The sequence below is a fragment of the Thermaurantimonas aggregans genome, assembly GCF_003851885.1.
Taxonomy (GTDB): Bacteria; Bacteroidota; Bacteroidia; order Flavobacteriales; family Schleiferiaceae; genus Thermaurantimonas; species Thermaurantimonas aggregans.
In genome coordinates this window covers 33,463-59,527 of the sequence record NZ_BHZE01000009.1, presented here as the reverse complement: position 1 = coordinate 59,527, position 26,065 = coordinate 33,463, and the positions used below count along the sequence as shown (strand labels likewise).

At 42.8% G+C, this 26,065-nt stretch carries 18 protein-coding genes; 15 read left to right on the top strand and 3 right to left on the bottom strand.

Going from position 1 to position 26,065, the window contains the following annotated elements; translation table 11 throughout:
- Positions 1-5 precede the first annotated feature (5 nt).
- A complete protein-coding gene (locus EIP89_RS05810) occupies positions 6-2,471 on the bottom strand; it encodes a lamin tail domain-containing protein (RefSeq protein WP_218019334.1) in 2,466 nt (821 codons plus the stop codon).
- Between the two features lie 188 nt (positions 2,472-2,659).
- On the opposite strand from EIP89_RS05810, the gene EIP89_RS05805 reads away from it, so the two are divergent.
- From EIP89_RS05805 to EIP89_RS05795, 3 genes are read left to right on the top strand one after another with little or no spacing between them, the layout of a single operon-like run.
- Positions 2,660-3,271, top strand: a complete 612-nt coding sequence (locus EIP89_RS05805) for a 4'-phosphopantetheinyl transferase superfamily protein (RefSeq protein WP_124397726.1) — start codon at positions 2,660-2,662, stop codon at positions 3,269-3,271.
- Positions 3,268-5,244 carry a TonB-dependent receptor plug domain-containing protein gene (locus tag EIP89_RS05800; RefSeq protein ID WP_160160534.1) on the top strand — a complete coding sequence of 659 codons (1,977 nt, stop codon included), beginning with the start codon at positions 3,268-3,270 and terminating at the stop codon, positions 5,242-5,244. The genes EIP89_RS05805 and EIP89_RS05800 overlap by 4 nt, the downstream gene beginning before the upstream one ends.
- A gap of 2 nt (positions 5,245-5,246) precedes the next feature.
- Positions 5,247-5,930 carry a uroporphyrinogen-III synthase gene (locus EIP89_RS05795; RefSeq protein WP_124397724.1) on the top strand — a complete coding sequence of 228 codons (684 nt, stop codon included), beginning with the start codon at positions 5,247-5,249 and terminating at the stop codon, positions 5,928-5,930.
- Here EIP89_RS05795 and EIP89_RS05790 read toward each other — a convergent pair.
- Together EIP89_RS05790 and EIP89_RS05785 are read right to left on the bottom strand one after the other, a co-directional pair.
- Positions 5,889-6,290 (bottom strand): response regulator, encoded by a 402-nt coding sequence (locus EIP89_RS05790; RefSeq protein ID WP_124397723.1) that lies wholly within the window; start codon positions 6,288-6,290, stop codon positions 5,889-5,891. The two genes, EIP89_RS05795 and EIP89_RS05790, sit on opposite strands and share 42 nt — an antisense overlap.
- The gene (locus tag EIP89_RS05785) at positions 6,290-8,605 is read right to left on the bottom strand and encodes a PAS domain-containing protein (RefSeq protein WP_124397722.1); all 2,316 of its coding nucleotides are present in this window, start codon (positions 8,603-8,605) and stop codon (positions 6,290-6,292) included. The genes EIP89_RS05790 and EIP89_RS05785 overlap by 1 nt, the downstream gene beginning before the upstream one ends.
- A gap of 101 nt (positions 8,606-8,706) precedes the next feature.
- On the opposite strand from EIP89_RS05785, the gene EIP89_RS05780 reads away from it, so the two are divergent.
- From EIP89_RS05780 to EIP89_RS05720, 12 genes are all read left to right on the top strand, one after another.
- Positions 8,707-9,789 carry an efflux RND transporter periplasmic adaptor subunit gene (locus tag EIP89_RS05780; protein ID WP_160160533.1) on the top strand — a complete coding sequence of 361 codons (1,083 nt, stop codon included), beginning with the start codon at positions 8,707-8,709 and terminating at the stop codon, positions 9,787-9,789.
- Between the two features lie 15 nt (positions 9,790-9,804).
- On the top strand, positions 9,805-12,927 hold the full coding sequence (locus EIP89_RS05775) for an efflux RND transporter permease subunit (protein WP_124397720.1): 3,123 nt from the start codon (positions 9,805-9,807) through the stop codon (positions 12,925-12,927).
- Positions 12,928-12,931: 4 nt separating this feature from the next.
- A complete protein-coding gene (locus EIP89_RS05770; protein WP_124397719.1) occupies positions 12,932-14,584 on the top strand; it encodes a TolC family protein in 1,653 nt (550 codons plus the stop codon).
- 62 nt (positions 14,585-14,646) lie between these two features.
- Positions 14,647-16,761 carry a prolyl oligopeptidase family serine peptidase gene (locus EIP89_RS05765; RefSeq protein ID WP_124397718.1) on the top strand — a complete coding sequence of 705 codons (2,115 nt, stop codon included), beginning with the start codon at positions 14,647-14,649 and terminating at the stop codon, positions 16,759-16,761.
- Between the two features lie 81 nt (positions 16,762-16,842).
- Positions 16,843-17,286, top strand: coding sequence for a DUF1573 domain-containing protein (locus EIP89_RS05760; RefSeq protein ID WP_124397717.1), 444 nt, complete (start codon positions 16,843-16,845; stop codon positions 17,284-17,286).
- 453 nt (positions 17,287-17,739) lie between these two features.
- Entirely contained in the window at positions 17,740-18,936 is a 1,197-nt protein-coding gene (locus tag EIP89_RS05750) for a pyridoxal phosphate-dependent aminotransferase (protein ID WP_124397715.1), read from the top strand.
- The gene (gene murB, locus EIP89_RS05745) at positions 18,936-19,970 is read left to right on the top strand and encodes a UDP-N-acetylmuramate dehydrogenase (protein WP_124397714.1); all 1,035 of its coding nucleotides are present in this window, start codon (positions 18,936-18,938) and stop codon (positions 19,968-19,970) included. The genes EIP89_RS05750 and murB overlap by 1 nt, the downstream gene beginning before the upstream one ends.
- 210 nt (positions 19,971-20,180) lie before the next feature.
- Entirely contained in the window at positions 20,181-20,927 is a 747-nt protein-coding gene (gene fabG / locus EIP89_RS05740) for a 3-oxoacyl-[acyl-carrier-protein] reductase (RefSeq protein ID WP_124397713.1), read from the top strand.
- 23 nt (positions 20,928-20,950) lie between these two features.
- A complete protein-coding gene (locus EIP89_RS05735) occupies positions 20,951-22,993 on the top strand; it encodes a hypothetical protein (RefSeq protein WP_124397712.1) in 2,043 nt (680 codons plus the stop codon).
- A gap of 19 nt (positions 22,994-23,012) precedes the next feature.
- On the top strand, positions 23,013-23,834 hold the full coding sequence (locus EIP89_RS05730) for a prohibitin family protein (protein WP_124397711.1): 822 nt from the start codon (positions 23,013-23,015) through the stop codon (positions 23,832-23,834).
- 9 nt (positions 23,835-23,843) lie between these two features.
- Complete coding sequence (gene accC / locus EIP89_RS05725; RefSeq protein WP_124397710.1) at positions 23,844-25,343, top strand: acetyl-CoA carboxylase biotin carboxylase subunit; 1,500 nt, start codon at positions 23,844-23,846, stop codon at positions 25,341-25,343.
- Positions 25,282-26,058 carry a DUF4294 domain-containing protein gene (locus EIP89_RS05720; RefSeq protein ID WP_245966106.1) on the top strand — a complete coding sequence of 259 codons (777 nt, stop codon included), beginning with the start codon at positions 25,282-25,284 and terminating at the stop codon, positions 26,056-26,058. The genes accC and EIP89_RS05720 overlap by 62 nt, the downstream gene beginning before the upstream one ends.
- The last annotated feature ends 7 nt before the right edge of the window (positions 26,059-26,065 follow it).

Genomic DNA, 26,065 nt, shown 5'->3' with positions numbered 1-26,065 from the left:
TTAATTTAATATGTAAGTCCAACAGATGATTTTAAAATTTTTCTACCCCTTTCGGGATGAAATAGGTCAAAGATTACAACATAAATGCCTAATGAAACCTTTCTACCCTTTTCATCCGTGCCGTCCCAAACGAAATATCCGCTGTCAGATAGCAATTCGGAAGCTGCTACTGTTTTTATTAGGTTTCCGTTCAAATCTGAAATCTGTAAAGTGCCTACATAGTTGTTGTCATCTAACTGATAATGGATCTGTACAAAATCGTTGAATCCATCATTGTTTGGTGAAAACGTTTTTGGAACAACTTCTAATTCTTGATTTGTACTACTTTCAACTGCTTGCTGCGAATTCTTGTAGCCAGGCGTGGCAAATCCTACTTGTTGTGCGGCTGACTTCCAGTACCTGCTGTCATTTTGAGGAGATGAAAATGAAATTCTTTCCAAAGAGACTCCCTTCGGATTTCGAATCATCGGCGAATGCATCTTTTCTTCGTATTCGAAATAATCGAATACTTCTAAATCAGCATTTAGTAGAGCAACATTGCCCGACCCAATATTCATTGTAGGTAGTGATGATTGAATAAAACACGTATTACATTCAGTGTTGTAAAAAGTTTGAACTCCAGATATCGAATTTGTAATCACTAAATATGCACCCGGAAGGAGCAAAATAGGGTCTGCTGTAATATCTTGTATATTTTGAAATTGACCTCCCTCTACATTGGATAATTTGATTTTTGATAGGTCTAAAACTTTAGTTGATGTATTAACTATCTCAATAAACTTGGCCCCATTAGTAGGCTGATTGAAGAGCAATTCGTTTAAAATCACATCACCTGGCCTAGGTGCAAGTGGTAATCCAAAATAATAAACTTCGGATAATGCCTGCGCCAATTGACAATCAATCGGTCTAACTGTTGCCTCCATTTCATATAATAGACCTTCAATAAGCGGGTCGATTAAATCAATTACCAAAGCATTCTCAAGTACTGAGTCGTAGTTAACCGCTAAAATTCCAGGATCGGGTTTTATAGAAAAATCGGGAAATACAGCAGGGGAAGGGTGTAGGGATTTATTGAAAATCAACCTAATTTGAGTAGGTGTTGGTATTGAAAAATTTGTAATGCGTAGTGGAAGGGTATCGGGATTAGGAGCATTAACTGAATTTCTTCGTCCTGGGGTTCCCCCAGATGGATGTACGGACTCACGCCAATTTCGCTCTTGACCACAAAAATTAGTAGGATCCACTTGCTCTAATGACCACCCTCCCTCTCTTTTTGCAGATGATGCATACCACTGATCAGAATATGTGACCGAATGGATGAGTTCATTGTTTGAATTAAACAGTCGAAGTCGAGCTCCCGAATTCGTTAGCTGGGTACTCGACATATTAACTCCAATTGTAGTAATGTTTGCAGGAAATAGAGCAACTGCCTGAGAACGAGTAATTACAGCAAAGGAATCTGCAGGTATTACACCGTTTAAAGCAATTGAAGTATTGTTTACCATTAATCGCCAGCCATCAAGAGACACTGGTACATTTAATCGGTTGTACAGTTCAATATATTCCGCATCAGGAAGTCCTACTACTGGTGTTGGATCTGCAAGTATTTCATTTATTACCACATCAAAAGCTTTTACCACAGTGTAAGCCAGCGGCAGTACCGTCGTGCTAATTTCATTTCCAGCCAAATCTGTAACTTCTTCTATTCTTATGGAATACAACTTATTAATTTGTAAAGGGGCACTAAGTGATAAGAGAACTTCTGTAGTGCTTCCCGGTAAAAATTGGGCAGTGATGGGAGCACCTATGCCATCAGAAATGAAGTAATTGCCGGTAAGAAGTGCAATATTTGATACAGGTTCACTAAACCGCACTACCACCTGGGTAGGTGAAGAAGCCACAACTGAAGTGACTACCGGTGGCACTGTATCTTTAAATTCTTCGGCTTGTATTACAAAGTCGTCGAAAAACATTTTATCGAAGCGCGTAGAAGTGAAACGACATAGCACCCCGAAAAAAGACGAACGTCTAAAAGTCGTATCAAAGGCAGTACCAGCAACGACATAACTAGGATTAACTGAAGCGGAAGTATCAAACATCAGCGTCCATACCCCATTGTTGTTTTCAACCCGTATCCGGGCGTTTACCACATTTGTATTTACAACATTGTCAACCGATTCTATCAAAGTCGTATTAGTTGTGCCACTACGGCGAACAAGACTAATTCTTCTATTCGTAGTACCTCCAATGCGCACAAAGTACCCATTGACTGCTCCAGATACATCAGCCAGATTCGATACAATGAACACTTGAGCAAAATTTTGAGTAGAAGGGTTAAACTCTAGCCGAACTTTAAACTGCCAAAATCCATTAAACGCTGCCGTGCTGCCTGTAGATAACCAAGAAGTTCCACTTAACGTGGTATCATAAAGCTGTAATTCTTCATTTTGCACTCTAAAGTGAGAGGTCAATCCCTGCCACGGAGGATTTACTGTAAAATTGCCGTCCGAGAAATTATCTTGCCAAACTGGTTGAGAATGAACGGCATTCGATATTATGCACAAAAAAAAGATGAGAATATGCGGCTTCATATCGCTTAGGCAAAAATATTGAACTATCGACCAAGCCTACCTTTGAACATATTAATTTTAAGTGATTCATGCAATTCGTCTTTTCTCTTGTTACAAATCAACTTAATGCAAAAATTTGTCGAATACTTCCTGATGAAAGTTTTTATCTTGAAAAATATCCTCTTAATGCACAAGATCACAAGAGGTTACAATCGTTTACTCACGGTGAAAAAAAACTTGAATTTTTAGCTGGTAGGGCCTGTGCGCGGGAAGTTACTGAGCATAAAGTTGAATTTGAATGCTTCGAAAACAAGCCGCCTAGAACTGAATATGGATTTTTAAGCATCGCCCACACAAACGGATATGCAGCTGCAGTTTATCACAAAACAAAAAAAGTAGGCATTGATATTGAGCGACATGACAGAAGTATTAAAGACAACATCTTAAAAAGATTTGCTAACTCCGAAGAACTTTTAAATATTAAAACAAATACAGACAAAATTAAACTTTGGTGTGCTAAAGAGGCCGTTTACAAAGCTGGACATATGCAAGGATTAGAATTTAAAACGAATATTAAAATACGCTGGTTTGATACAGAACACGGAGAAGGAACTATCGATTATTTAAAATATTTGCAATCGTTTCATTTAACCAATATTGAGAAGAAAGATTTTATATGTATAGTAGCTGTAGAGATATGAAAAAAATTAGTATTTTATTTATGACTGTTGCATATATAAGTGCTTTCTCTCAAAAAGATACTTCCATCATTCTTAAAGAAGTAGAAGTGAATGCAAGCCGACAGACTTTAACACTAAAGGAGGCTCCAAAAAATATATATGTTATATCCTCTGAGGAGATCAAAACATCAACAGCCCGTTCGATCGCTGACATCCTATACCTTGTACCAGGAATAGATGTACGAAGCCGAGGCCCTTTTGGAATACAAACAGATGTTGGAATCAGAGGAGGAACTTTTGATCAAACGCTGATAATGATTGACGGGATTAAATTATTAGATCCCCAAACAGGACATCATGCCATGAATGTACCTATACAGCCTGAAGACATAGAGCGCATTGAAATACTGCCTGGAGGGGCCTCTAGGATGTTTGGCCAAGGCGCTTTTTCTGGTGCCATTAATATAGTAACTAAAACACAGAAAGAAAAACAAAATCAAGTTGATCTTATTGCAGGTCAAAATGGATTATTTGAAGGTATTTTTCAATTAAATAGAACAATAAAAAATACTTGGAAATTTTATAATTCCGTTAATTTTTTAAAACATAATGGATATATTTTCAATACAGATGCTGAAAGATTTTCGCTTAATTTAAAGGCAAATAAATCAAACGAAAATAATTCATTTTCATTCATTATAGGAGTCAATACAAGCAGATTTGGAGCTCAAAATTTTTATTCCTTTTTGTATCCAGAACAGCATGAAACTATAAAGCATTTATTAACAGCTATTTCTTACACGTATTATGGCGATTTATGGACGCATAAATTGAATATTTATTACAGAGAGCATCACGACCGTTTCGAACTATTTAGAGAGGGTAGAAATTTTTATAGTTACTCACCTGAAAATTATTTTATTAAAGAGAATGGGGATACAGCAAAATTTTTAAACGGTGTATACTATCGTGGACACAATTTCCACCTCACTCGCACTAGCACTATTGATTGGCATAGCACACTAGATATGGGATTTTTCGGAAATTTAAATTTAGGATACGAATTCCGTACCGAATGGATTTGGAGTAACAGATTAGGCTTTAATCTAATGGAATCAATTAAAATGCCTTTTGAAGAAAATGTATTGCTAACACGTTATCACAACAGAATAAATAATTCCTTTAGTATTGATCACTATCTTCCCATTACTAAAAAAGTGTCTGTTAATTATGGAATTTGGAAAAATATAAATAGCTTTTTTGGTTCTAATACACTGTACGGTTTGGATATTTTATGGAAGAAAAATCAAAAACAATCATTCTGGATTGGATTCAATAAGGCTTTTAGAATGCCAACATATACAGATTTGTTCTACAACGTTGGTGGAGCCATAGGCAGTATAAATCTTAAGCCAGAAATCTCCTTTAATTACGAGGTTGGAATGCGAAGATTTACACCATCTTCGAGCAGTAGCATTTCATTTTTTATAAGAGATTCAAAACAGTTGATTGATTGGATTCGATATCCGGACTCTAATCAGGTATTTGCAGCTAATATCACTCAAGTATTATTTTACGGAATGGAGGGTTTTTTCAAAAAACTTTTTAATAAAAATCCGCTGAGAATTAGCTGGATTCAGGTGAATGCATCCTACACAGATTTTACGCGCATTAATCAAAATTTTTCTTCCCTTTATGCTTTAGACATTCTAAAATATAAAGTTGCGCTATCAACATCTTATCGGCTGATAAAAAATCTCGATTTTTCTCATCAAATAATTTATTTAAATCGGAAGGGAACTTACAGAGATTCGAACAATTCAATTAATACATACCCTGAAACTATTTTAGTAAATATCAAAGCTACTTACACCTTACACAAAAATACCCTTTATCTCGAAATATCAAACATGTTTGATCAAATACATATGGATAGAGGCGGAATAGTATTACCAGGACGATGGATTAGAGTGGGTTGGTCACATAATTTTTAATTATGATAAGAGTTATCTCTTTGAAAGAACTTAATGATGATGATTTGAATATATTTTCTTCCTATTCCGATGTTATTTTTGAGACAATTTATCCATTCGAAATAGCGTTTTTAAAAGTAGATTATCCATTTAATCCCAAGGAGGAAATTTATATTTTTACCAGTCAAAATGCTGTATTTTCGGTAGAGGATAATTTGAAATTTTTTGATACAATAAATTGTATTTGTATAGGTGGTAAAACAAAAAAATTAGCTGAAGAAAGAGGTTATTCAGTTCTTTTTACAGGCTATACATCAGAAGAGCTGATACAAAAAATTCAAAATTTCAATACATCAAAAACTTTTGTACACATATGTGCCAGTGATAGATTAGAGCATATTTCAAAGTATTTTCAAGAGAACAGCCATGTAAAATTTAAAGAGTTGATCACGTATAAAAAAATACCCAAAAAAATAGAAAAAATAGAACAGCCTGAATTTATACTGGCCTTTAGTCCATCAGGACTTCAATCTATTTACACAACCATAGTCGATAAAAACAAAGTTACTATCATTTGTATAGGAAATACTACTTCCAAAAAATGTGAAGAATTGGGTTTTAAAAATTACATTACTGCAACAAAACCTGATAAAAAAGAAATGTTATTACTGCTCAAGCAGCAGCTTGACCTTTTGAAAAAAACTTGACAAATGATTTTTATGTAGAGGTTTAATAAAAAAATCGATCACCTTTTTATAGTTTTTAGCCTTCTCTTGATCGCGACTGTCGATAGAAGATGTAACCAATGCCACATACGCTTTAAGTCCATCAATATGATCTATTTTATCTAAAAAATCCCATCCACTCATACCAGGCATATTGATATCTAGCAGAATGATGTAGTTACTTTCAGCTGAAAAAGAAGCACTTTGTAAATACTCTAAAGCGCTTTCACCACTAATAAAATTTTCTACCTCATCACAAAAACCAAGAGCCTTCACCAGCATTTTGTGCAACATCAAAGTCACATCATCGTCGTCAACATTTAGTACAACAATTTTACTCATCAGTCGAGATTCTCTGTTTTTTTGATTATGTGGTGGATGGTATCATCTAACTCTTTAGCTGAGTTGTAAATTAATTTGCGCAAAGAAACATCATCGTATTCAGATTCGCGCAATAAATCATACATTTCTATTAAACCCATCAACCTCGCAAGTGGAGCACGTACTACATGAGATTGTGTCCAAGCAATTTCCCGAAGTTTTAAGTTTTGCATGGTGAGTTTTCTCAGAGCATCCTTTTCTTTGGTTATATCGTGAATTGCCCCAATGATTCTCACTGCCTTGTTATCATGATAGATAAGCACAGCCTTGTTTAAAACATCTTTGTAAATGCCAGATGAATCTCGCAAACGGTATTCTTCTTGCCAAAACTCATGACCGTGATCGATTGCGTATCTTATACTTTTAAAAACGCGGTCTATATCATCAGGATGACAAAATTCTTTCCACCCACTTAGATCTTTGGGTAGATTTTTTATGTTGTGTCCAAAAAAAATCTCGAAATTTTCTGTCCATATAAAAGTACCTGTCTCTAAATTCCAATCCCATATGGCATCGGTGGTGGCTTTAGCTGCATATCTAAATTGTAAGTTTGCGTTTTCCAATTCTTCAAGATATTTTTTCTTTTCGTGAATATCCTTTATTAATAATAAAATTTTATCAGAGTCTTCGTCTGCAATTTTGTAAATAGAAACTTCAACCCAAATAGGTACTCGTTTTTCTTTTATAAATTGTGTTTCTAAACAAATACTGTCACTTGCCTTATAATCATTTTTATTAAACAGAATCTTGATTTTTTCTTTGATTTCAATTAAATCCTTATCATAAAAATATCCTTGAAAAAAGTTAGATTTTACATCATTAAAATCTTCTTTTATAATATATTTAAAAGCAGTAGAGTTAATATATTCAATTTTTTCGTTTGAAAAGTCATACAATACAAGTATATCATTTGTGAATTCGGATAAAAGATTTAGATAAAAGGACTTTTGCTTTAGGTTTATTGCAGTTAATATTTCATTTGTGATATCCACTAAAACACCTTGATATTTAATAAATTTCCCTTTCCGGATATTCATTACTTTTTGCAAAATATGTTTTACATTACCATCTGGCAACTTGAAACGTATAGTTCCGTCTTTTAATTCGTTACCTTCCAAAATGTTTTTATAATTTTCATAGGCAAAAGGCAAATCTTCAGGAACTATATACTCAAAGAGCATTTTAGCATCTTCAATGGAATTGATAGTGATGCCAAATAGTGTAGAAATTCTCGAAGAGACGTACTTTTTTTTGTCTTCAGTATCGTAGGACCAAAAGGCAAAATTTAAAATACTCTCTGCATTCTGTAGCTGCTGTAAGTAAATTTCTTTCTCTCTGTTGGTTTCGTATTGCTCGGTGATATTACGAACAATTATCATCGTATTATCACTGTCATAATCTACAAATCTCGCTTCATAATGCTCTATTCTATTGTGCATGGGCAGGGCATATACAAAGGGAATCTTTTTGTATTCAGCATCTTGTATTTTCTTCTCTAATTCTTCAGAAATAAATGGAGGAACAAAATGCCTAATATCCTTACCTAGCAAATACTCTTTTTGAACCAAAATATCTGATTCATCTTTGTAGTAAAAAAACTTTACAACATACGTTTTGTTATCAATAAGTATTAATATATCAGGTAAACTTTTAATTACCGAATCCAGAAGCTTTTGTTGATGTTCTATTTCTTCAAGGGATTTTCGATATTCAGTAATGTTATTAGAGTGGGCAATGATGTAAGAATTTTTGTTTGATCCAATATACTTTAAAAAATATATTTTGTAATATTTTATATCATTATCTAAATGAATTTTATACTCATGTTCAAAAGTTTCAATCTTATTTCTTTTTAAATCTTCTATAACATCTTGTACAAAAGTAAAATCAGTATAAAGCTGATAGAATCTTTTTATTTCAGTTATATCTAATGTAAAATTGTTTTTTGAGAGAAAAGGTGTATAGCCATATAGAATGACTTCACCCGTTTTCAAGTTGCAAATCCATGAAAAAGACTGAGAGTTGTTTAAAATGATTTCTTGAATTGTAGATAGTATTTTTACTTTTTCATATTGTAAGATCTCTCGTATGTAGAAGGTGTAAGTCGTCAAAAAAACTACCAACGAAGAAAAGACGACAAACAAAATGCCTTTGTAAGTCTGAAATCTAGTGTAATCTTTAAAACCAAAAAAATTATGATCAATACTGTCTGTTAAAAATATCCACAGCGAACTAAAAATCAGATAGGTTAAAGAAATTAAAAATATTTTTTTCACTTTTTAGAACCTATTCACCAAAAGTATCAAATAGAATTAACCATTCCATAAGAATTTCAAAAACAAGCTAAAAAAATATTTTTGTGTAAAAAATTCCAGAGTTGAAAAGATTCCTTATTAGTTGTATTTCAGTTTCTTATTTGCTAGTTGCAGCGTGTGGCAACAAGGAAAAAAATGTAGAAAATCCCGAATTTGTCGAAGTTTTAGCTTTAGAATCAATTGATACTGTTCTTAAAGAAGATTTTATTGCAGAAATCAGAGCACTTCAAAATGTAGAAATTCGAAGCCGACTGAAGGGTTATCTAGAAGATCTCTATGTAGATGAGGGGAAATCAGTAACCAAAGGGCAAGTGCTTTTTAAAATCAATGACGAGGAGTATCGCCTAAACCTCAGTAAGGCAAAAGCCAAGGTAAAAAACGCGATAGCTGCCGAAAAGAATGCTTTGGTAGAACTGGAGCGCACCAAAAAACTAGCAGAAAACAACATCGTATCGCCAGGTGAACTCGAGTTGGCTCAAAGTCGCTTAAATGCAGCTCGCGCCAATGTAGAAGAGGCTGAGGCTGAAGAAAATATGGCAATGGTTCACCTAAGCTACACTTTAGTTAGAGCACCTTTTTCTGGATCGATCGACCGCATCTTGCAGCGTCGCGGTAGTCTTGTAGATGAGGGTACGCTGCTCACAACCATTAGTGAGCTCGACAATGTATATGCCTACTTTAACCTATCTGAGCGCGAATACCTCGAGCTCAAGAAAGAATTCAACGATAATAATTTTATCGGTCAGGAAGTGGGACTGCAGCTCGTCGATGGTTCTATCTATCCTGAAAAAGGCGTGATCGAAACAATGGAAAGCGAATTTGAATCATCAACCGGCAACATCTCAATACGCGCGAAATTTCCGAACAAGAAAAAAATACTTAAACACGGTTCATCGGGTAGAATCATTTTCAACCGAAACGTAAAAGATGGAATTTTTGTGCCTCATAAGGCAGTGATCGAGCTACAAGACAAATACTACGTCTTTAAAGTGGACTCTAACAACAGGGCTAAAATGATTCCCATCGTGCCAAAAAAGAGGCTCACTAATGTATACTGGATACAGAGCGGATTACAAGCCGGCGACATCATTGTGATCGAAGGTATCCAAAAGATCAAAAACAACACACTGGTTACTTACAAATAATTCATACCAGACACCATGTTGGACATATTCATTAAGCGACCCATTCTCTCTGCGGTCATAAATATTTTCATTGTTCTACTCGGCGTTCTGGCTATCTTCACGCTGCCAATAACGCAGTTCCCCGACATCGTACCTCCATCGGTGGTAATCACCGCCAAGTACACCGGTGCTAATGCAGAAGTATGCGCCAAAGCCGTAGCCAACCCTATAGAACGGGCAGTAAACGGTGTACCCGGTATGACCTATATGAACACGGTAACAGCTAACAATGGTACTACTCTAATTCAGGTATTCTTTAAGGTAGGAACCGACCCCGATGTGGCTGCCGTAAACGTGCAAAACCGCGTGACTACAGTGCTCGACGAGTTGCCCGAAGAAGTGGTAAAAGCCGGGGTAACCTCTGAAAAAGAGGTGAATACTATCCTGATGTTTCTCAATGTATTCAGTACCGACAGTACAATGGATGAGGAATTTGTATACAACTTCGCCGGCATCAACCTCATCCGCGAGCTAAAGCGTATTGACGGTGTAGGTTTTTGCGAAATTCTCGGCAACCGAAACTACTCCATGCGCATCTGGCTAAAACCAGAAAAGCTGGCCAACTACAAAATTTCTACCGACGAACTAATCTCCATCATTCGCGCGCAAAATATTGAAGCAGCACCGGGTAAAACCGGCCAATCGCTTGGTAAACTTCCGCAACAGCAAGAGTACGTTCTCAAATACACAGGAAAGTTTAATCAGCCAGAGCAATTTGAAAACCTCGTTATTCGCGCCATGCCCGATGGCTCTATCCTAAGACTCAAAGACTTAGCCGATATTCAATTTGGTGCGTTCGATTATGGCCTTATCTCAAGAACCGACGGTAGGCCATCAGCCACTATTATGATAAAGCAGCGCCCCGGCTCAAATGCCCGCCAGGTAATCACCGACGTAAAAAAGCGTATGGAAGAGCTCAGCGCTGAGACTTTCCCTGAAGGTATGCAATACAACGTTGCCTACGACGTTAGCCGTTTCCTGGATGCATCTATAGCCGAAGTTATCAAGACGCTCATCGAAGCGTTCATACTGGTATCTCTGGTCGTTTTCATCTTTTTGCAAGACTTCCGCTCTACTCTGATTCCTGCCTTAGCGGTTCCGGTATCGCTCGTAGGAACGTTTGCTTTTATGTCCATTCTGGGCTTTTCGATCAACTTGCTAACCCTCTTTGCTCTGGTACTTGCAATTGGTATTGTGGTGGACAATGCTATTGTGGTGGTAGAGGCTGTGCATTCGTACATGGAGATAAAAAAGCTCGACGCTCGCCAGGCCACTTTTGAAGCCATGCGCGATATACGCGGTGCGCTTATCTCCATCACCATTGTAATGACGGCCGTATTTGTACCGGTTGCATTCTTGTCAGGGCCCGTCGGTATCTTCTATCGGCAGTTTTCCGTTACGCTGGCCATTTCGATCATCCTATCGGGCATCAATGCCGTAACCCTTACGCCGGCCCTTTGTGCCTTACTGCTCAAGCCACACGATCACACTGGCCACTCAATGCCTAAAGGTCCTTTAGGTCGCTTCTTTTTCCTCTTTAACCACTATTACAATCGCCTAGCTCAACGTTACAGATTGCTTCTACGAGTTATAGCCGGTCGCAGAGCTATAACGCTCGGTGTATTGGCAGCCTCCTTTGTGGCCACCTGGGGGTTTAATTCTATTCTTCCCACAGGTTTCATCCCCACTGAAGATCAGGGCATGATTTACGTAAACGTCACTACCCCTCCCGGTGCTACCATCGACCGAACCCAGGCTGTGCTTGAAGAGCTTTCAGAAATCGTCAAAAAATACCCCGAAATCGAAAACTTCTCCACCCTGGCAGGGTACTCTGTGATCACCGAGTCGAATGCAGCTTCCTTTGGCATGGGCACCATCAACCTCGTGCCTTGGGATAAACGCGAAAAAAACATCTTTCAACTCATCGCTGATCTCGAAAAAGACGTAGACAAGATCACCGATGCACGCATCGAGTTTTTACCACCGCCCTCCGTACCAGGCTTCGGAAATGCTGCTGGATTTGAGTTCCGTCTGGTAGAAAAAGCCGGCGAAGAAAACCTCATGACCATCAAAGCCGTTGTCGATTCTTTCCTCTTCGCCTTAAAACAACGCCCCGAAATCGGCTCCATTTTCACCGGCTTCGACCCCACCTTCCCACAATACCTCCTGGTAGTAGATCAGGAATTAGCCGCTAAAAACGGCGTAACCATCGACAATGCCATGAGTACCCTCCAAACATTGGTCGGATCCTACTACACCTCCAACTTTATTCGCTTCGGCATGACCTACAAAGTCATGCTCCAAGCCTCACCCGAGTACATCACTACACCTGAGGACGTTCTTCGCCACTATGTAAAAAACGAACGCGGTGAAATGGTACAGCTCAACACCTTCATTAAAGCACAAAAGGTGTTCGGCCCTGAGCAGCTCACCCGCTACAACATGTACACCGCTGCCATGTTTAACGGTGAGGCCGCCAAAGGATATTCTTCAGGCGACGCCATCCGCGCCATACAGGAAGAAGCCAAGCGTGTATTGCCCAAAGGTTACGCTATCGAATGGGCAGGCATTACACGCGAAGAGATTCTGGCCGGCAATCAAACTCTCTTCATCTACATGCTCGTTGTAGTCTTCGTGTATCTGCTGCTGTCAGCACAGTATGAGAGTTTCCTTTTGCCACTGCCCGTACTACTCTCACTGCCTGCCGGTATTTTCGGATCGTTTATGTTCCTCAAGATGGCCGGCCTTGAAAACAACATCTACGCCCAGGTATCCATCGTAATGCTCATCGGTCTGCTTGGTAAAAACGCCATACTCATCGTCGAATTTGCCAATCAAGCCGTAAAAAGTGGCAAGCAGCCCCTTCAAGCAGCTATCGAAGGGGCCGTCGCACGTCTGCGTCCGATCTTAATGACCTCATTTGCCTTCGTAGCCGGCCTTATTCCACTTGCATTGGCCACAGGCGCAGGCGCCATTGGCAACCGCACCATAGGCACCACAGCCGCCGGTGGTATGATCACAGGCACCATCATTGGCGTATTGCTCATCCCGGGTCTGTTTGTACTCTTCACCAATACAAAAAAATCCAACAATCCATAGCAGGATGATGTCAGAAAAACTTTCCCGAATTATACTCTTTTTATTTGGGCGTGCCCCTCACTTCCGTCGCTGCGCTCCGTCGTTCGGGTCGGCGTGCTTCAGGGTACGCTTCGCTCCCGTGCTCAGGCTTTCGCTTCACTACAGCCTTCGCACTGCGCTTACGCGCACCTTCCGCATGCCTCACGCGAGGGTAAGCCGCTCTCGTGCCACCACAGGTAACGCTGTGCTTTGGCTGCTCTTTGCTGGAATGGTGCTGCTTACTTCTTGTGGCACCCCAGAAACTCTTATCAAGCACAAGACACCTGAACTGCCCCATCAGTTTTCAACCAACTATCCAATAGACACCCTACGACACACCGGCAGGGTAAGTTGGAAGGACTTTTTTCTCGATCCTGCCCTGATCCGCCACATCGAAGATGCCCTGCGCGTAAATGCCGACTTGTTGCAGGCCAGCGCACGCATCCGACAAGTTAAAGCTGCCTACACTGCCGCCGGTGGTGCACTCTTGCCCTCTTTACAAGTGCGCGGTCGAACAGGGGGCGACCGCTTCGGCCGCTACACAATGACGGGTGTAGGTAATTTCGACACCAACCTCTCAGACCGCATCGACGACAAGCAGCGGGTGGATGAAAACTTTACACCCGAATACTACCTCGCTCTCGAAAGCTCATGGGAAATCGACGTATGGGGACGCCTGCGTCAACAGCGCAAGGGCCGTAGGCTAGAATACCTCGCCTCTGAAGAAGCCTATAAGCTCGCCACTACGATGGTCGTCACTACAATGGCCGAGCTCTACTTCACCCTGCAGGCACTCGACGACGAACGCGAAATCATCGAAAAAGAGCTCCAGCTGCAGCGCGAAGGCCTCGAAAAAACCCTCATCCTAAAAGAAACCGGCCGAACCTCAGAATTAGCCGTTAAGCAATTTGAAGCCCAGGTACTTAATACAGAAGCCCTCCTTCGAGGAGTGCTGATCGAAATCAACGCAGTCGAAAATGCCATCAATGCCCTTAAAATGCAGGCAAACCAGCCTGTGGATCGCTCACCTGACTTCTTCATGCAATCGATGGATAGTGCAGTGGTACTCACAACCCCTGCAAACCTGCTCTTTTCCAGGCCCGACATTCGGCGTGCCGAATTGTTGATGAAGTCAGCAGGTGCCGATGTCATGGCCGCTCGCTATGCCTTCTTCCCACAGCTCATGGTCAACCCCTACGTAGGCCTCAATGCCTTTAAATCCAGTCTGTTTTTCGATCCAGCTTCGCTTGCCTTTGGTGTCATGGGGCATATGGTGGCACCTATCTTTCAGCAGAACCAGTTAAAAGCCGGTTTGCGCTTCCAGAAAGCACGCTATGAAGAAGCACAACTCGAATACAACAAAACAATAGTCAATGCTTTGAATGAAATCAATACACACCTCGTGGCATTCGATGAGTATCTGAAAATCTCACGACTTAAAGAAAGCGAAGCACGCACCCTAAAAGTAGCTGAAACCGTAGCAACGCAACTTTTTCTTAATGGATATGCCTCTTATCTCGATCTGCTCACAGTGCGCCGGGAGGTACTTCGCACGCAGCTCGACTTTGTAGAAGCTACTTTACAACGAAAAGTAGCACGTCTTAAACTCTACCGTGCATTGGGCGGTGGGTGGTTTTAACACTAAGTTTGTGAAAATCACCCCAATATTCTTGTAATATTTGCTGAAAAATCATCGAAAGTATGGGAAAATGCTACTTTTTTATCGCAATGGTAGGCGTCGCCATCTTGGGATGTGAGCAAAAAAACAACCTAAAGGTTACGTACCCAGTCACTGAAACGGTAGATGTAGTAGATGAGTATTTCGGTGTGAAGGTATCTGACCCTTATCGCTGGCTGGAGGACGACCTCAGCGAAAAAACAGCACAATGGGTGAAAGCTCAAAACGAAGTAACCCAAGAGTTTCTGAACAGAATCCCCTTCAGAGATAAAATCTTCCAAAGACTCGAAGAACTATGGAACTATGAAAAGGTGAGCGCACCCTTTACCGAAGGCGATTACACCTATTTCTATAAAAACGATGGCCTTCAGAACCAATCTGTACTCTACCGCACCGATAAGTCTGGAAATACCGAAGTATTTCTCGACCCAAATACCTTTTCGCCCGATGGCACTACATCGCTGGCCGGTATCTCTTTTACCGACGACGGTAAGTTGGCCGTGTATCAGATATCTGAAGGTGGCTCAGACTGGCGTAAGGTTATTGTGATCAATACGGAAACCAAAGAAATCATCGAAGACACGCTGCGCGACGTGAAATTCTCTGGCCTAAGCTGGTACAAAAACGAAGGCTTCTTCTACTCAAGCTACGATAAGCCAAAAGAAGGCAGCCAACTCTCAGCCAAAACTGACCAGCATAAGCTCTATTACCACAAGCTCGGCACACCACAATCGACAGATGTTCCCGTGTTTGGCGCTGACATTAAGCGCAGATATGTGGGTGGCTACGTGACCGAAGACAACAGCCTGCTGGTAATCACTGCGGCAAACACCACAACAGGCAACGAATTATACTACAAAGACCTTAGAAACCCCAAATCGCCCCTTGTAGCGATAGTCAACAACTTTGACAATTCCCACTCGCCCGTACATTTCGAAAACGACACGCTATACATTCTTACTAACTTAAACGCCCCCAACCGCCGGCTGGTGAAGGTTTCCATTAAAAATCCCACGCCTGATAATTGGGTGGACGTAATACCGGAAAGCGATATGCCTTTGAACGTATCGACCGGCGCAGGGTACATCTTTGCCTCTTACCTTAAGGATGCTACCTCGCTCATCGAGCAGTATGACTTAAAAGGAAATAAGATCAGGAGCATTGATCTACCAGCTTTGGGTACAGCTTCGGGCTTTTCAGCTAAATGGGAAGACACTTTAATCTATTACACTTTTACTAACTATGTGTATCCGCCGACTATTTACCGCTTGAACCCGAAAACAGGAGCATCAGAGCTCTACCGCAAACCGGATGTGAAATTTAATCCTGAAGACTACGAGTCAAAGCAGATTTTCTACACCTCTAAAGACGGTACGCGCATACCGATGATCATCACCCACAAAAAAGGCCTAAAGCTCAATAGTAAAAATCCGACCATTCTGTATGGCTATGGCGGATTCAACATAAGCCTTACGCCATCTTTCAGTGTGACAAACCTTGTGTGGATGGAAATGGGTGGCGTGTATGCCGTACCCAACTTGCGCGGTGGAGGTGAATACGGCAAAAAGTGGCACGACGCAGGCCGTCAGTTCAATAAACAGAATGTGTTTGATGACTTCATTGCTGCGGCTGAATGGCTGATCGAAAACAAATACACCTCGCCAGACTTTTTGGCCATATCTGGTGGCTCCAACGGAGGATTGCTCGTAGGCGCTACTATGACACAACGCCCTGAGCTCTTCAAAGTGGCACTGCCAGCAGTGGGTGTACTCGACATGCTGCGCTACCATAAGTTTACCGCAGGTGCTGGCTGGGCCTACGATTACGGCACTGCTGACGACAGCAAGGAGATGTTTGAGTATCTAAAAGGCTACTCACCCTATCACAATCTGCGCAAAGGCATGAACTACCCTGCAACGCTCATCACTACCGCTGATCACGACGACCGCGTAGTACCTGCACACTCCTTCAAGTTTGCCGCTATGCTTCAGGCGGTAAACGATGGGCCAAACCCTACCCTGATCCGCATTGAGACTAATGCAGGACACGGAGCCGGCAAGCCTACACGCATGGTACTACAAGAAGCTACTGATCGGCTGGCATTCACCCTGTATTGCATGGGTAAAAAGGAAATTTGACGATTTTCCTATTAACCCCATCACGTATTAATCGGCATTGTATTTGTAATTTTGTAGATAAATCACAATAAACAAGAGATCATGAAGAAAATCCTCTCTACCCTTGCATTGGTGCTCTTCGCAGGATTAGCCTTCGGGCAGAAGCAGAATGGCCCTGTAATCACCTTTGAAAAGCCGGAACTCGACTACGGAAAAATTCAGCAAAACAGCGAGCGAGTACGCGAATTTGTAATCGTGAACACCGGTAACGAACCGCTCATCATCCAGAATGCGGTAGGCAGCTGTGGCTGTACCGTACCTGAGTGGCCAAAGGAGCCTATTATGCCTAAGAAGAAGGCTGTACTGAGAATTAACTACGACACTTCGAGAATTGGTCCTTTCAGTAAGACTGTAAAAATCTACTCAAACGCTATCAACAACGGTCCTGATGGCACTGTGTCGTTTACAGTAAAGGGCGATGTACAAGCTCCTCAAGCTCAATCGGCCCCGATCAATCAGGAAACCAGTCCGGTAATGAACCGCTAAACGTCTTTTACATCGTATTTTCGCCCGCCCATCGAGGCGGGCTTTTTGTTTTTGGAACAATCCGGCCATTGCGAATATATGGTTTGGTGATGTATGTGGCATCGACAGCAGGTAATGGCTGATGAACCTTGAGCTCCAAAAAAAGCGAGCGCAGCGAGCCTCGCGTGAGGGATAGAAGCGGATATGAGCCGCAGCAGACGGGCAATCGGCACCCTGGGCGAGGCTGGCTGGCCCCATGGGCAGACAACGCAGCCCAGTTGCCACCAGGGTTTACTAAGGAGATAAGCCCAGATAAAAAAACAAGGCTTAGAGTAGGGTAAGAGCTATGTGCCGTGCCCGTCTGCAAGGCGAATAAGAGCGGATAGCCCGACCCGAACGACTGAGCAAAGCGAGGGAAGTGAGGGGCACGCCCAAAAAAATAAAAAAGAAAAAATAACTGAAAAAACACATAGAATGCCTTCGATTTCAAAAAAAGGGATGCAGATGCCCGAGTCGCCGATCAGAAAGCTGGTGCCTTTTGCTGAGGCTGCAAAACGAAAAGGGGTGAAGGTGTACCACCTGAACATTGGGCAGCCCGACATCCACACTCCTGAGATCGCGCTGCAGGCCATCCGAAACTTTGACCACCAGGTGATCGAGTACAGCCACTCGGCTGGCAATGAGTCGTATCGCCGTAAACTGGCCGACTACTATGCCGTGCGCGGAATTGGGATAGAATATACCGATTTGATGATTACTACAGGCGGATCGGAAGCAATCACCTTTGCGCTGAACTCGATCTGCGATTTGGGTGATGAAGTGATTGTGCCGGAGCCTTTCTATGCGAATTACAACGGATTTGCCATATCGGCCGGTGTGAAAGTAGTGCCGGTGTTCAGCAGCATTGAGACGGGATTTGCATTGCCTGATATTGAAGAGTTTGAGAGCTGGATCACGCCACGCACGCGGGCGATTATTATATGCAATCCGGGCAACCCCACCGGATACCTCTACAGCCGCGAAGAACTGCACAAGTTGCGCGACCTGTGCTTGAAGCACGACCTCTTTCTGATAGCTGATGAGGTGTACCGCGAATTTGCTTACGATGGTGCAAAGCCTATGTCGATTCTGAATTTGGAAGGCATGGATGAACACGCCATTGTAATCGATTCGGTATCGAAGCGGTATTCGATGTGTGGAGTGCGCATCGGTGCCCTCATAAGCCGGAATAAAAAACTGATGGCTACCGCTCTGAAATTTGCTCAGGCGCGCTTGAGCCCACCTACTCTGGGGCAGGTAGCTGCAGAGGCTGCCTTGGATACCCCGCAGAGCTACTTCGACCAGGTAATTGCCGAATACACCGAAAGGCGCAACATACTGGTAGATGGGCTGAACAGCATTGAAGGGGTGTATTGTCCGAAACCTAAGGGTGCCTTCTACTGCGTAGCTCGCTTGCCCGTGCGAAACGCCGAAGACTTCGCGCGCTGGTTGCTGGCTGAGTTTTCACACGAAGGCTACACCGTGATGGTCGCTCCGGCCAATGGTTTCTATGCTACCCCTCACAAAGGTGAAAACGAAGTGCGTTTGGCCTATGTGCTGAAGGCTGAAGACTTGCGCCATTCAGTTGAAATTCTGCGCAAAGCATTGAGCATTTATCCGGGAAGGGTGTGATGGAAGAAGCTAAGCCGGTACCCAATTTTTCACTTCGTGGACTGAACACCTTTGGGCTGGATGTGCGCTGTAGAGCGTATTACCACATAACATCTGAGGCTCAGCTGGAGACTTTGGTGGCACAAGGAGTTTTTTCTGCGGGTAATAAATTTTTGCTCCTTGGCGGAGGCAGCAATCTGCTATTTGTCAATGATTTTTTTGACGGCGTAGTAGTACACCTCGACCTAAAGGGACGAGATGTGCGCTACATAGACGAAGACTATGCCCTGCTCACCGCGGCTGCCGGCGAAAACTGGCATCAAACAGTGCTGTATGCATTAGAACAAAACCTTGGCGGTATCGAAAATCTAAGCCTCATACCCGGAAATGCAGGCACAGCGCCGGTACAAAACATTGGAGCCTATGGAGTAGAAATCTGTGAAGTGCTCAGTCATGTGGAGGGCATTGACTTGATGACAGGTGAAAAAAGGGTTTTGTCGACAAATGCGTGTGGCTTTGGCTATAGAGATTCGGTTTTTAAACGCAATTTAAAAGGTCGTTTTGCCATTACCTCCATTGCCATGCGCCTAACGCGCAGAAAGCATCAACTGCGCACCCATTATGGCACTATCGCCGACGAATTGCAAAAAGCTGGTGTTATCAGTCCTACAATACACGACATTAGCCGTGCAGTGATCGCCATACGCAGCAGCAAACTACCAGACCCGGCCGTGCTGGGCAATTGTGGTAGTTTTTTTAAAAATCCGGTGGTGGCTGTCGATATTGCATCAGAGTTAAAGCAACGTTATCCGGATATGCCGACCTATTCGGCCAAAGAGGGTGTTAAAATCCCGGCCGGTTGGCTAATTGAAAAAGCTAGTTGGAAAGGCAAGAGAATAGGCAATGTAGGCATGCACGAGCGCCAGGCTTTGGTGCTCGTAAACTACGGAGATGCCACAGGTGCAGAGCTTTGGGCGCATGCCTGCCGGGTGATGGACGATGTACGGGAAAAATTTGGTATCGTACTACAGCCAGAAGTGAACGTAGTGGAATAAATAAACGAAAGATTCTTTTTTAAAATACTTATTTTCAGTCAAAACCAACACTGTATCATACATTTAAAAGGTTTGGCTATACAAATAATAAATCTTTGAGCTTTCCCACTTTTGACTTTGTAAGTAGGGGCAGCCCATCTTTTGCGCTACAGAGCTGTTTCATTGCACCTATATTTGGCCCGTTAATCATCAAGTAATTTAAAAGTCGTTATGAAACTTCTTGAAAATAAAGTAGCTATCATCACTGGTGCATCCAAGGGCATCGGGCGCGGAATCGCTGAGGTGTTTGTAAAAAACGGTTGTCAAGTAGCTTTTACATATCTATCGTCAGTGGAAAAAGGCCAGGCTCTGGAGGCTGAACTCAGTCAATATGGCGTAAAAGTAAAAGGGTATCGAAGCGATGCATCAGACTTTGCGCAGGCTGAGAAGCTCGTAAACGATGTGCTGGCTGAGTTTAGCAAAGTAGACATTTTGGTAAACAATGCCGGTATCACAAAAGACAACCTGCTGCTCCGCATGAGCGAAGAGGACTTTAATCAAGTGATTAAAGTGAATCTCAACTCTGTTTTTAATCTGACCAAATCAGTGATTAAACCCATGATGAAAGCGCGCAGTGGGTCAATAATCAACATCAGCAGCGTAGTGGGTATAAAGGGCAACGCAGGCCAGGCCAATTACGCAGCCTCTAAAGCCGGTGTCATAGGATTTACAAAATCTGTAGCGCTCGAACTCGGCTCTCGCAACATTCGCTGTAATGCCATCACACCCGGATTTATCGAAACTGAAATGACCGCTGTGCTCGACGAAAAAACAGTACAAGGCTGGCGCGACAGCATCCCTCTGAAGCGTGGTGGTACACCTGAAGATGTGGCTAATGCTTGTCTTTTTTTAGCCAGTGACTTATCAACATACATCACCGGGCAAACGCTCAATGTATGTGGCGGTATGTTGACCTGATCAGCTAAATACGGTCTTTGCGGATGCTCGAGTTTACCACAGAATTTTCGTTGCTCTGGTGGGTAATGGCTGTTTTAGCAGTTGCCTGGCTAGTGGTATGGGTATACAAGAGCCAGCAATCCATCTTTGGGAAGAAGGGCGCAGCAATACTGAGAGTTTTGAGGATTGTATCCTTAGCCCTTCTACTCTTTCTGCTGCTTAAGCCCGAACTATATATCAGAAAGCTGGAAGAAAAACCTAGAAAACTGATATGGGCCATTGATCACTCCCGGAGCATGGTGATGTCGAAAGACTCTGTGGAGGTTAGGAAATTGCCCACATACCTCAGAACGATCGCTGACAGAGTAAAAGGGAATCTCGAAGTAGATGTAATTTCTTTTGGTTCAAAAGTATCTGAAAATCCAGATTTTAACTTCAATGAACCCTCTACCGACGGGTACGCGTGGATTAAGCATTTGCAAAACACGCGCCTTGAAAATGAAATAGCTGCAGTAGTCCTGGTATCTGACGGCATTTTTAATAGTGGCTATTCACCCGAATATTTTGCTCATGAATTAAAAGTGCCCGTTCATGTAGTTGCCGTGGGCGATACCACTCAGTTTCCCGATGCCTCTATTTACTCAGTAGTGTATCCTAAAAAGGTCTTGCCAAATACTGAATTTGAAATTGAGATCATAGCCAAAGCCCTGTATTTGGAAAATATACCATTAAAAATCCGCCTTGATGGTGAGGGTTCTCGTGGAGAAATCGCTACTTTCAGAGCCACATCAGCATCAGAATCTAAATCGTATAAAACCTTTATCAAATCCAACAAACCCGGTATTCATCGGTATTCTGTTACCATCGATGCTGTTTCGAAAGAAAAAAACACGCGAAATAATACGTACGTATTTTACGTAGAAGTAATAGACGAACGCAGCAAAGTGCTGATCATAGACGAGGTGAAACACCCGGATGTAGGTGTGCTGCGAGAATATTTTTCAAAAAACACACAAAACGAACTTGTAAGCAAAAAACCCGACAGTCTTCGATTCTTGAACTCGAATTTTGATTTTGTCGTCGTTCACAGCCCTGTACATCCACTCACGTTTGCCTTTTTACAAAAAAACAAAGCTCTTCCAATATTGCTCATCAGTGGATTTGGAACGGATCCTAGCGGGCTATCTGAGCTAATCGGAAGAGACGTAACTCGATTCAGCAGAGAAGACAAAGCCTACCCCGTCGCTAACGAAAACTTTTACAAAATTTCTTCAGTCAATTTTTTGTCTATTTATTCTCTCCCGCCATTAGATGTTTTTTACAGCATATCGAATGTGAAGGCAGAAGATGTCTTGAGTTTTCAAAAAATCAACGGAATACCCACCAATAAGCCTTTGATTTCGCTGCTTGAGACAGATCGGAAAATCGCGTTATTCCACGGCGAAGGACTTTGGAAGTGGAAAAACAAGTTGCAAATGGAGGGTGATTCTAACAGTTTTGACCAGTTTTTCTTAAAAATTTCTCGTTGGTTGATTCACTCCGAAAAGAAAAAACCCCTGGAAATTGCCATACCCGATAAAATTCAACCCGAAGACAAACTTTTGGTGAAAGCCTACGTGTACGACCAATCGAATTTACCCGTATCCAATGCCAAAGTGTCCATAACCTTTACCGACACTGCCGGTCGGAAATTCGAATATTCTTTTGCGAGGGAAGGCACGGTGTACACTGCCTCGGCACAAAACTTCGCTCCAGGCACCTATCGGTGGAAAGCAGAAGCCGAATTGGCAGGGGTGAAACAAACAGAAAGCGGCATTCTGATCGTAGAAGAAAATGACTTGGAAATTTCTGACCTGGTAGCCAATCACGATAAATTGAGAAAAATTGCTCAAAACACCGAAGGCAAATTTTATTTGGTCTCTCACTTAGACGAACTAGAAAAAGATCTTTTAGCCCAAGGCTTTTTACCTCTCATTAAAGAAAAGACACAAAAAATACGACTGATTGAATGGTGGCCGTTCTTTGCAATAATACTTATCTTGCTTACAGCCGAATGGTTCCTTAGACGATATTTGGGCAGTTATTAATGCCAAAAATTAAATTCCCATGAATCGTAGTTTGCCTTTTTTATTGGTTGGCGGTTTTTTGGTGGTCATACTAATCGTTATTTTATGGGGGTCGATGACTACAACGATTGATTTTGGTCAAAAAGGGGTCATCTTCCGGACATTCGGTGGTGGTATCGATAAGAATAAAATCTTCAATCAGGGCTTTCACTTCATTGCACCATGGAATAAAATCTTCAAATACGATGTTAAAATTCAGGAAAACAATACCATGATGGAAGTTCTCTCAAAAAACGGCCTGACCATCAAGGTAGATGTTTCGTATTGGTATAAGCCTGTAGAAGACAGGCTGCCCTTGCTACACGACGAAGTAGGTCCCAATTACCACGAAAAAATTGTCAATCCTGCCATTCGATCCGCCACCCGCGAGGTGATTGGCAAATACCTTCCCGAAGAACTTTATTCAACAAAACGCGAGGTAATTGAAGATGAAATCATGAATCGCACGCGCAAATCTATTGCCGACAAGCACATACTGCTCGACGATGTATTGATACGCGATGTGACCCTACCCCCTTCACTTCAAGAAGCCATTGAAAAAAAACTCAAACAAGAACAAGTAGCCCTCGAATACGAATTTAGACTCGAAGCCGCTCAAAAAGAAGCAGAACGCCTGCGCATCGAAGCCCGAGGCAAAGCCGAAGCTTATGAAATCATCAACCGCTCTCTGACTGACAAAATCCTTCAAGAGAAAGGTATAGAGGCCACACTTAAATTGGCTGAAAGTCCGAATTCTAAAGTTGTAATCATCGGTAATTCAAAAAACGGACTGCCTATCATACTGGGCGATAATAAACAATAAATTTCACTCATGAAAAAAATACTCGTAGCTAACCGCGGGGAAATCGCTCTCCGCATCATGAAAACCGCTCGAGATATGGGCATAAGTACAGTGGCCGTATACAGTGAGGCCGATGCCGACAGCCCTCACGTACACTATGCCGACGAGGCAGCGTGCATCGGTTCAGCACCTTCGGCACAGAGCTACCTTCGCGGACAAGCGATTGTAGATGCTGCTCTTGCTACAGGGGCTGATGCCATCCACCCGGGTTATGGATTTTTAAGTGAAAACGCAGCTTTTGCTCGTCTGGTAGAGGCTAGCGGGCTTACTTTCATAGGTCCGTCAGCCGATGCTATGGAAATCATGGGCGATAAACTCTCTGCTAAAAATGCCGTGAAGAAATTCAACGTGCCTCTGGTGCCAGGTACTGAGGGTGCAGTAAGCGATTTTACCAAAGCGATAGAAGTAGCCAAGTCTATTGGCCTTCCAGTCATTATCAAGGCTTCGGCCGGCGGAGGTGGCAAGGGCATGCGCCTGGTAGAAGATATCCATCTGCTCGAAGAGCAAATGCAAATGGCCATCAACGAAGCTACCTCAGCCTTTGGCAACGGTGCTGTCTTCATCGAAAAATTTGTGGAAAAGCCCCGCCATATTGAGATTCAAATATTGGCGGATAAACACGGCAACATCGTTTACCTCTTTGAACGCGAATGCAGCATTCAGCGCCGGCACCAAAAAGTGATTGAAGAAGCTCCCAGCGCTATCGTGACACCCGAAATGCGCCGAGCCATGGGCGAAGCCGCTGTAAACGTAGCTCGCGCCTGTGGATATGTGGGTGCTGGCACAGTAGAATTTCTCGTGGATGCCAACATGAATTTCTACTTCCTTGAGATGAACACCCGTCTACAGGTAGAGCACCCCGTTACTGAGCTAATCACAGGGCTCGACCTGGTACGCGAACAAATACGCATAGCCCGCGGTGAACTTCTAGGATATACTCAAAACGACCTAGCCATACACGGCCACGCTATCGAAGCTCGCGTTTATGCCGAAAATCCATGGGAAAACTTCTCGCCAGATATTGGAAAACTGGTCGTTTACAACCGCCCTACCGGACCGGGTGTGCGCGTAGATGACGGCTATCGCCAAGGCATGGACATACCCATCTACTACGACCCAATGATTGCCAAGCTCATCACCTATGGCCATAACCGCGAAGAAGCCATCCAGCGCATGATTCGCGCCTGCCGCGACTACGAAATTGGCGGTGTGCACACTACCCTGCCATTCGTAGAATTCGTCATGCAGCACCCCGCCTTTGTGAGTGGCGATTTCGATACCAACTTCGTAAAACAGCACTTTAAACCCGAATATTTGCCAAGTCCATCAGCTGATGAAGTGGAAGCTGCTGCCCTCGCTGCCGCTGCTCTCATGCAAGAAAAAAGACCACGCGACCTTTTATACCCTAATGGCCAACCCTCCCAACATAGTGACATCTCTCTCTGGAAAATTCGCCGTCAGGTCTATTAAAATCTTGCTGCTCGCCCTATTCACGTCCTTTACTGCCAGCGGGCAGAACGACCATAAACAGACGCAAGACAGCATACTCAACTACATTTACCAAAACAAAGACAAGCGCCAGCACGCCTTGATCATCGATGGCGATACCGTACCGGTGTGGATACTCGACGAAGTGCTCTTCATCAGTACACCGGCCTTCGACAGCGAAGAGGCACGCCGGCGCTACTACATCTTGAGACGCAAGGTGTATAAAGTTTATCCCTACGCCGTAATCGCCGGCGATAAGCTCGACTCTCTCGAATTCAGACTCTCCCTCCTGAAGCGCAATCGCGACAAAAAGCGCTTCATCAAAGACTTTCAAGACTACTTAGAAAGTGAATTTGAAGAAGAACTCAAAAGACTCACCCGCTCTGAAGGCCAAATCCTTTGCAAACTCATCTACCGCGAAACAGGCCTGACTGCCTACGAACTCATCACCAAATACCGTGGCGGCCTGCGTGCATTTATGTACAATGTAACGGCTAACTTCTACGAAATCAGCCTGAAAAAGCAATACGACCCCATCAACGATCCGGAAGACAAATTCATCGAAAACATCCTCCAAAAAGCCTTTGCCGAAGGCATTCTCCAGCAGCGCCAAAAAAAGACCTTCAATCCAGACGACTTTGACGATGCCGGCGAAGTCATCTCCAAACCTAAAAAGCGCTGGTGGCAGATTTTTTAGCAGATCT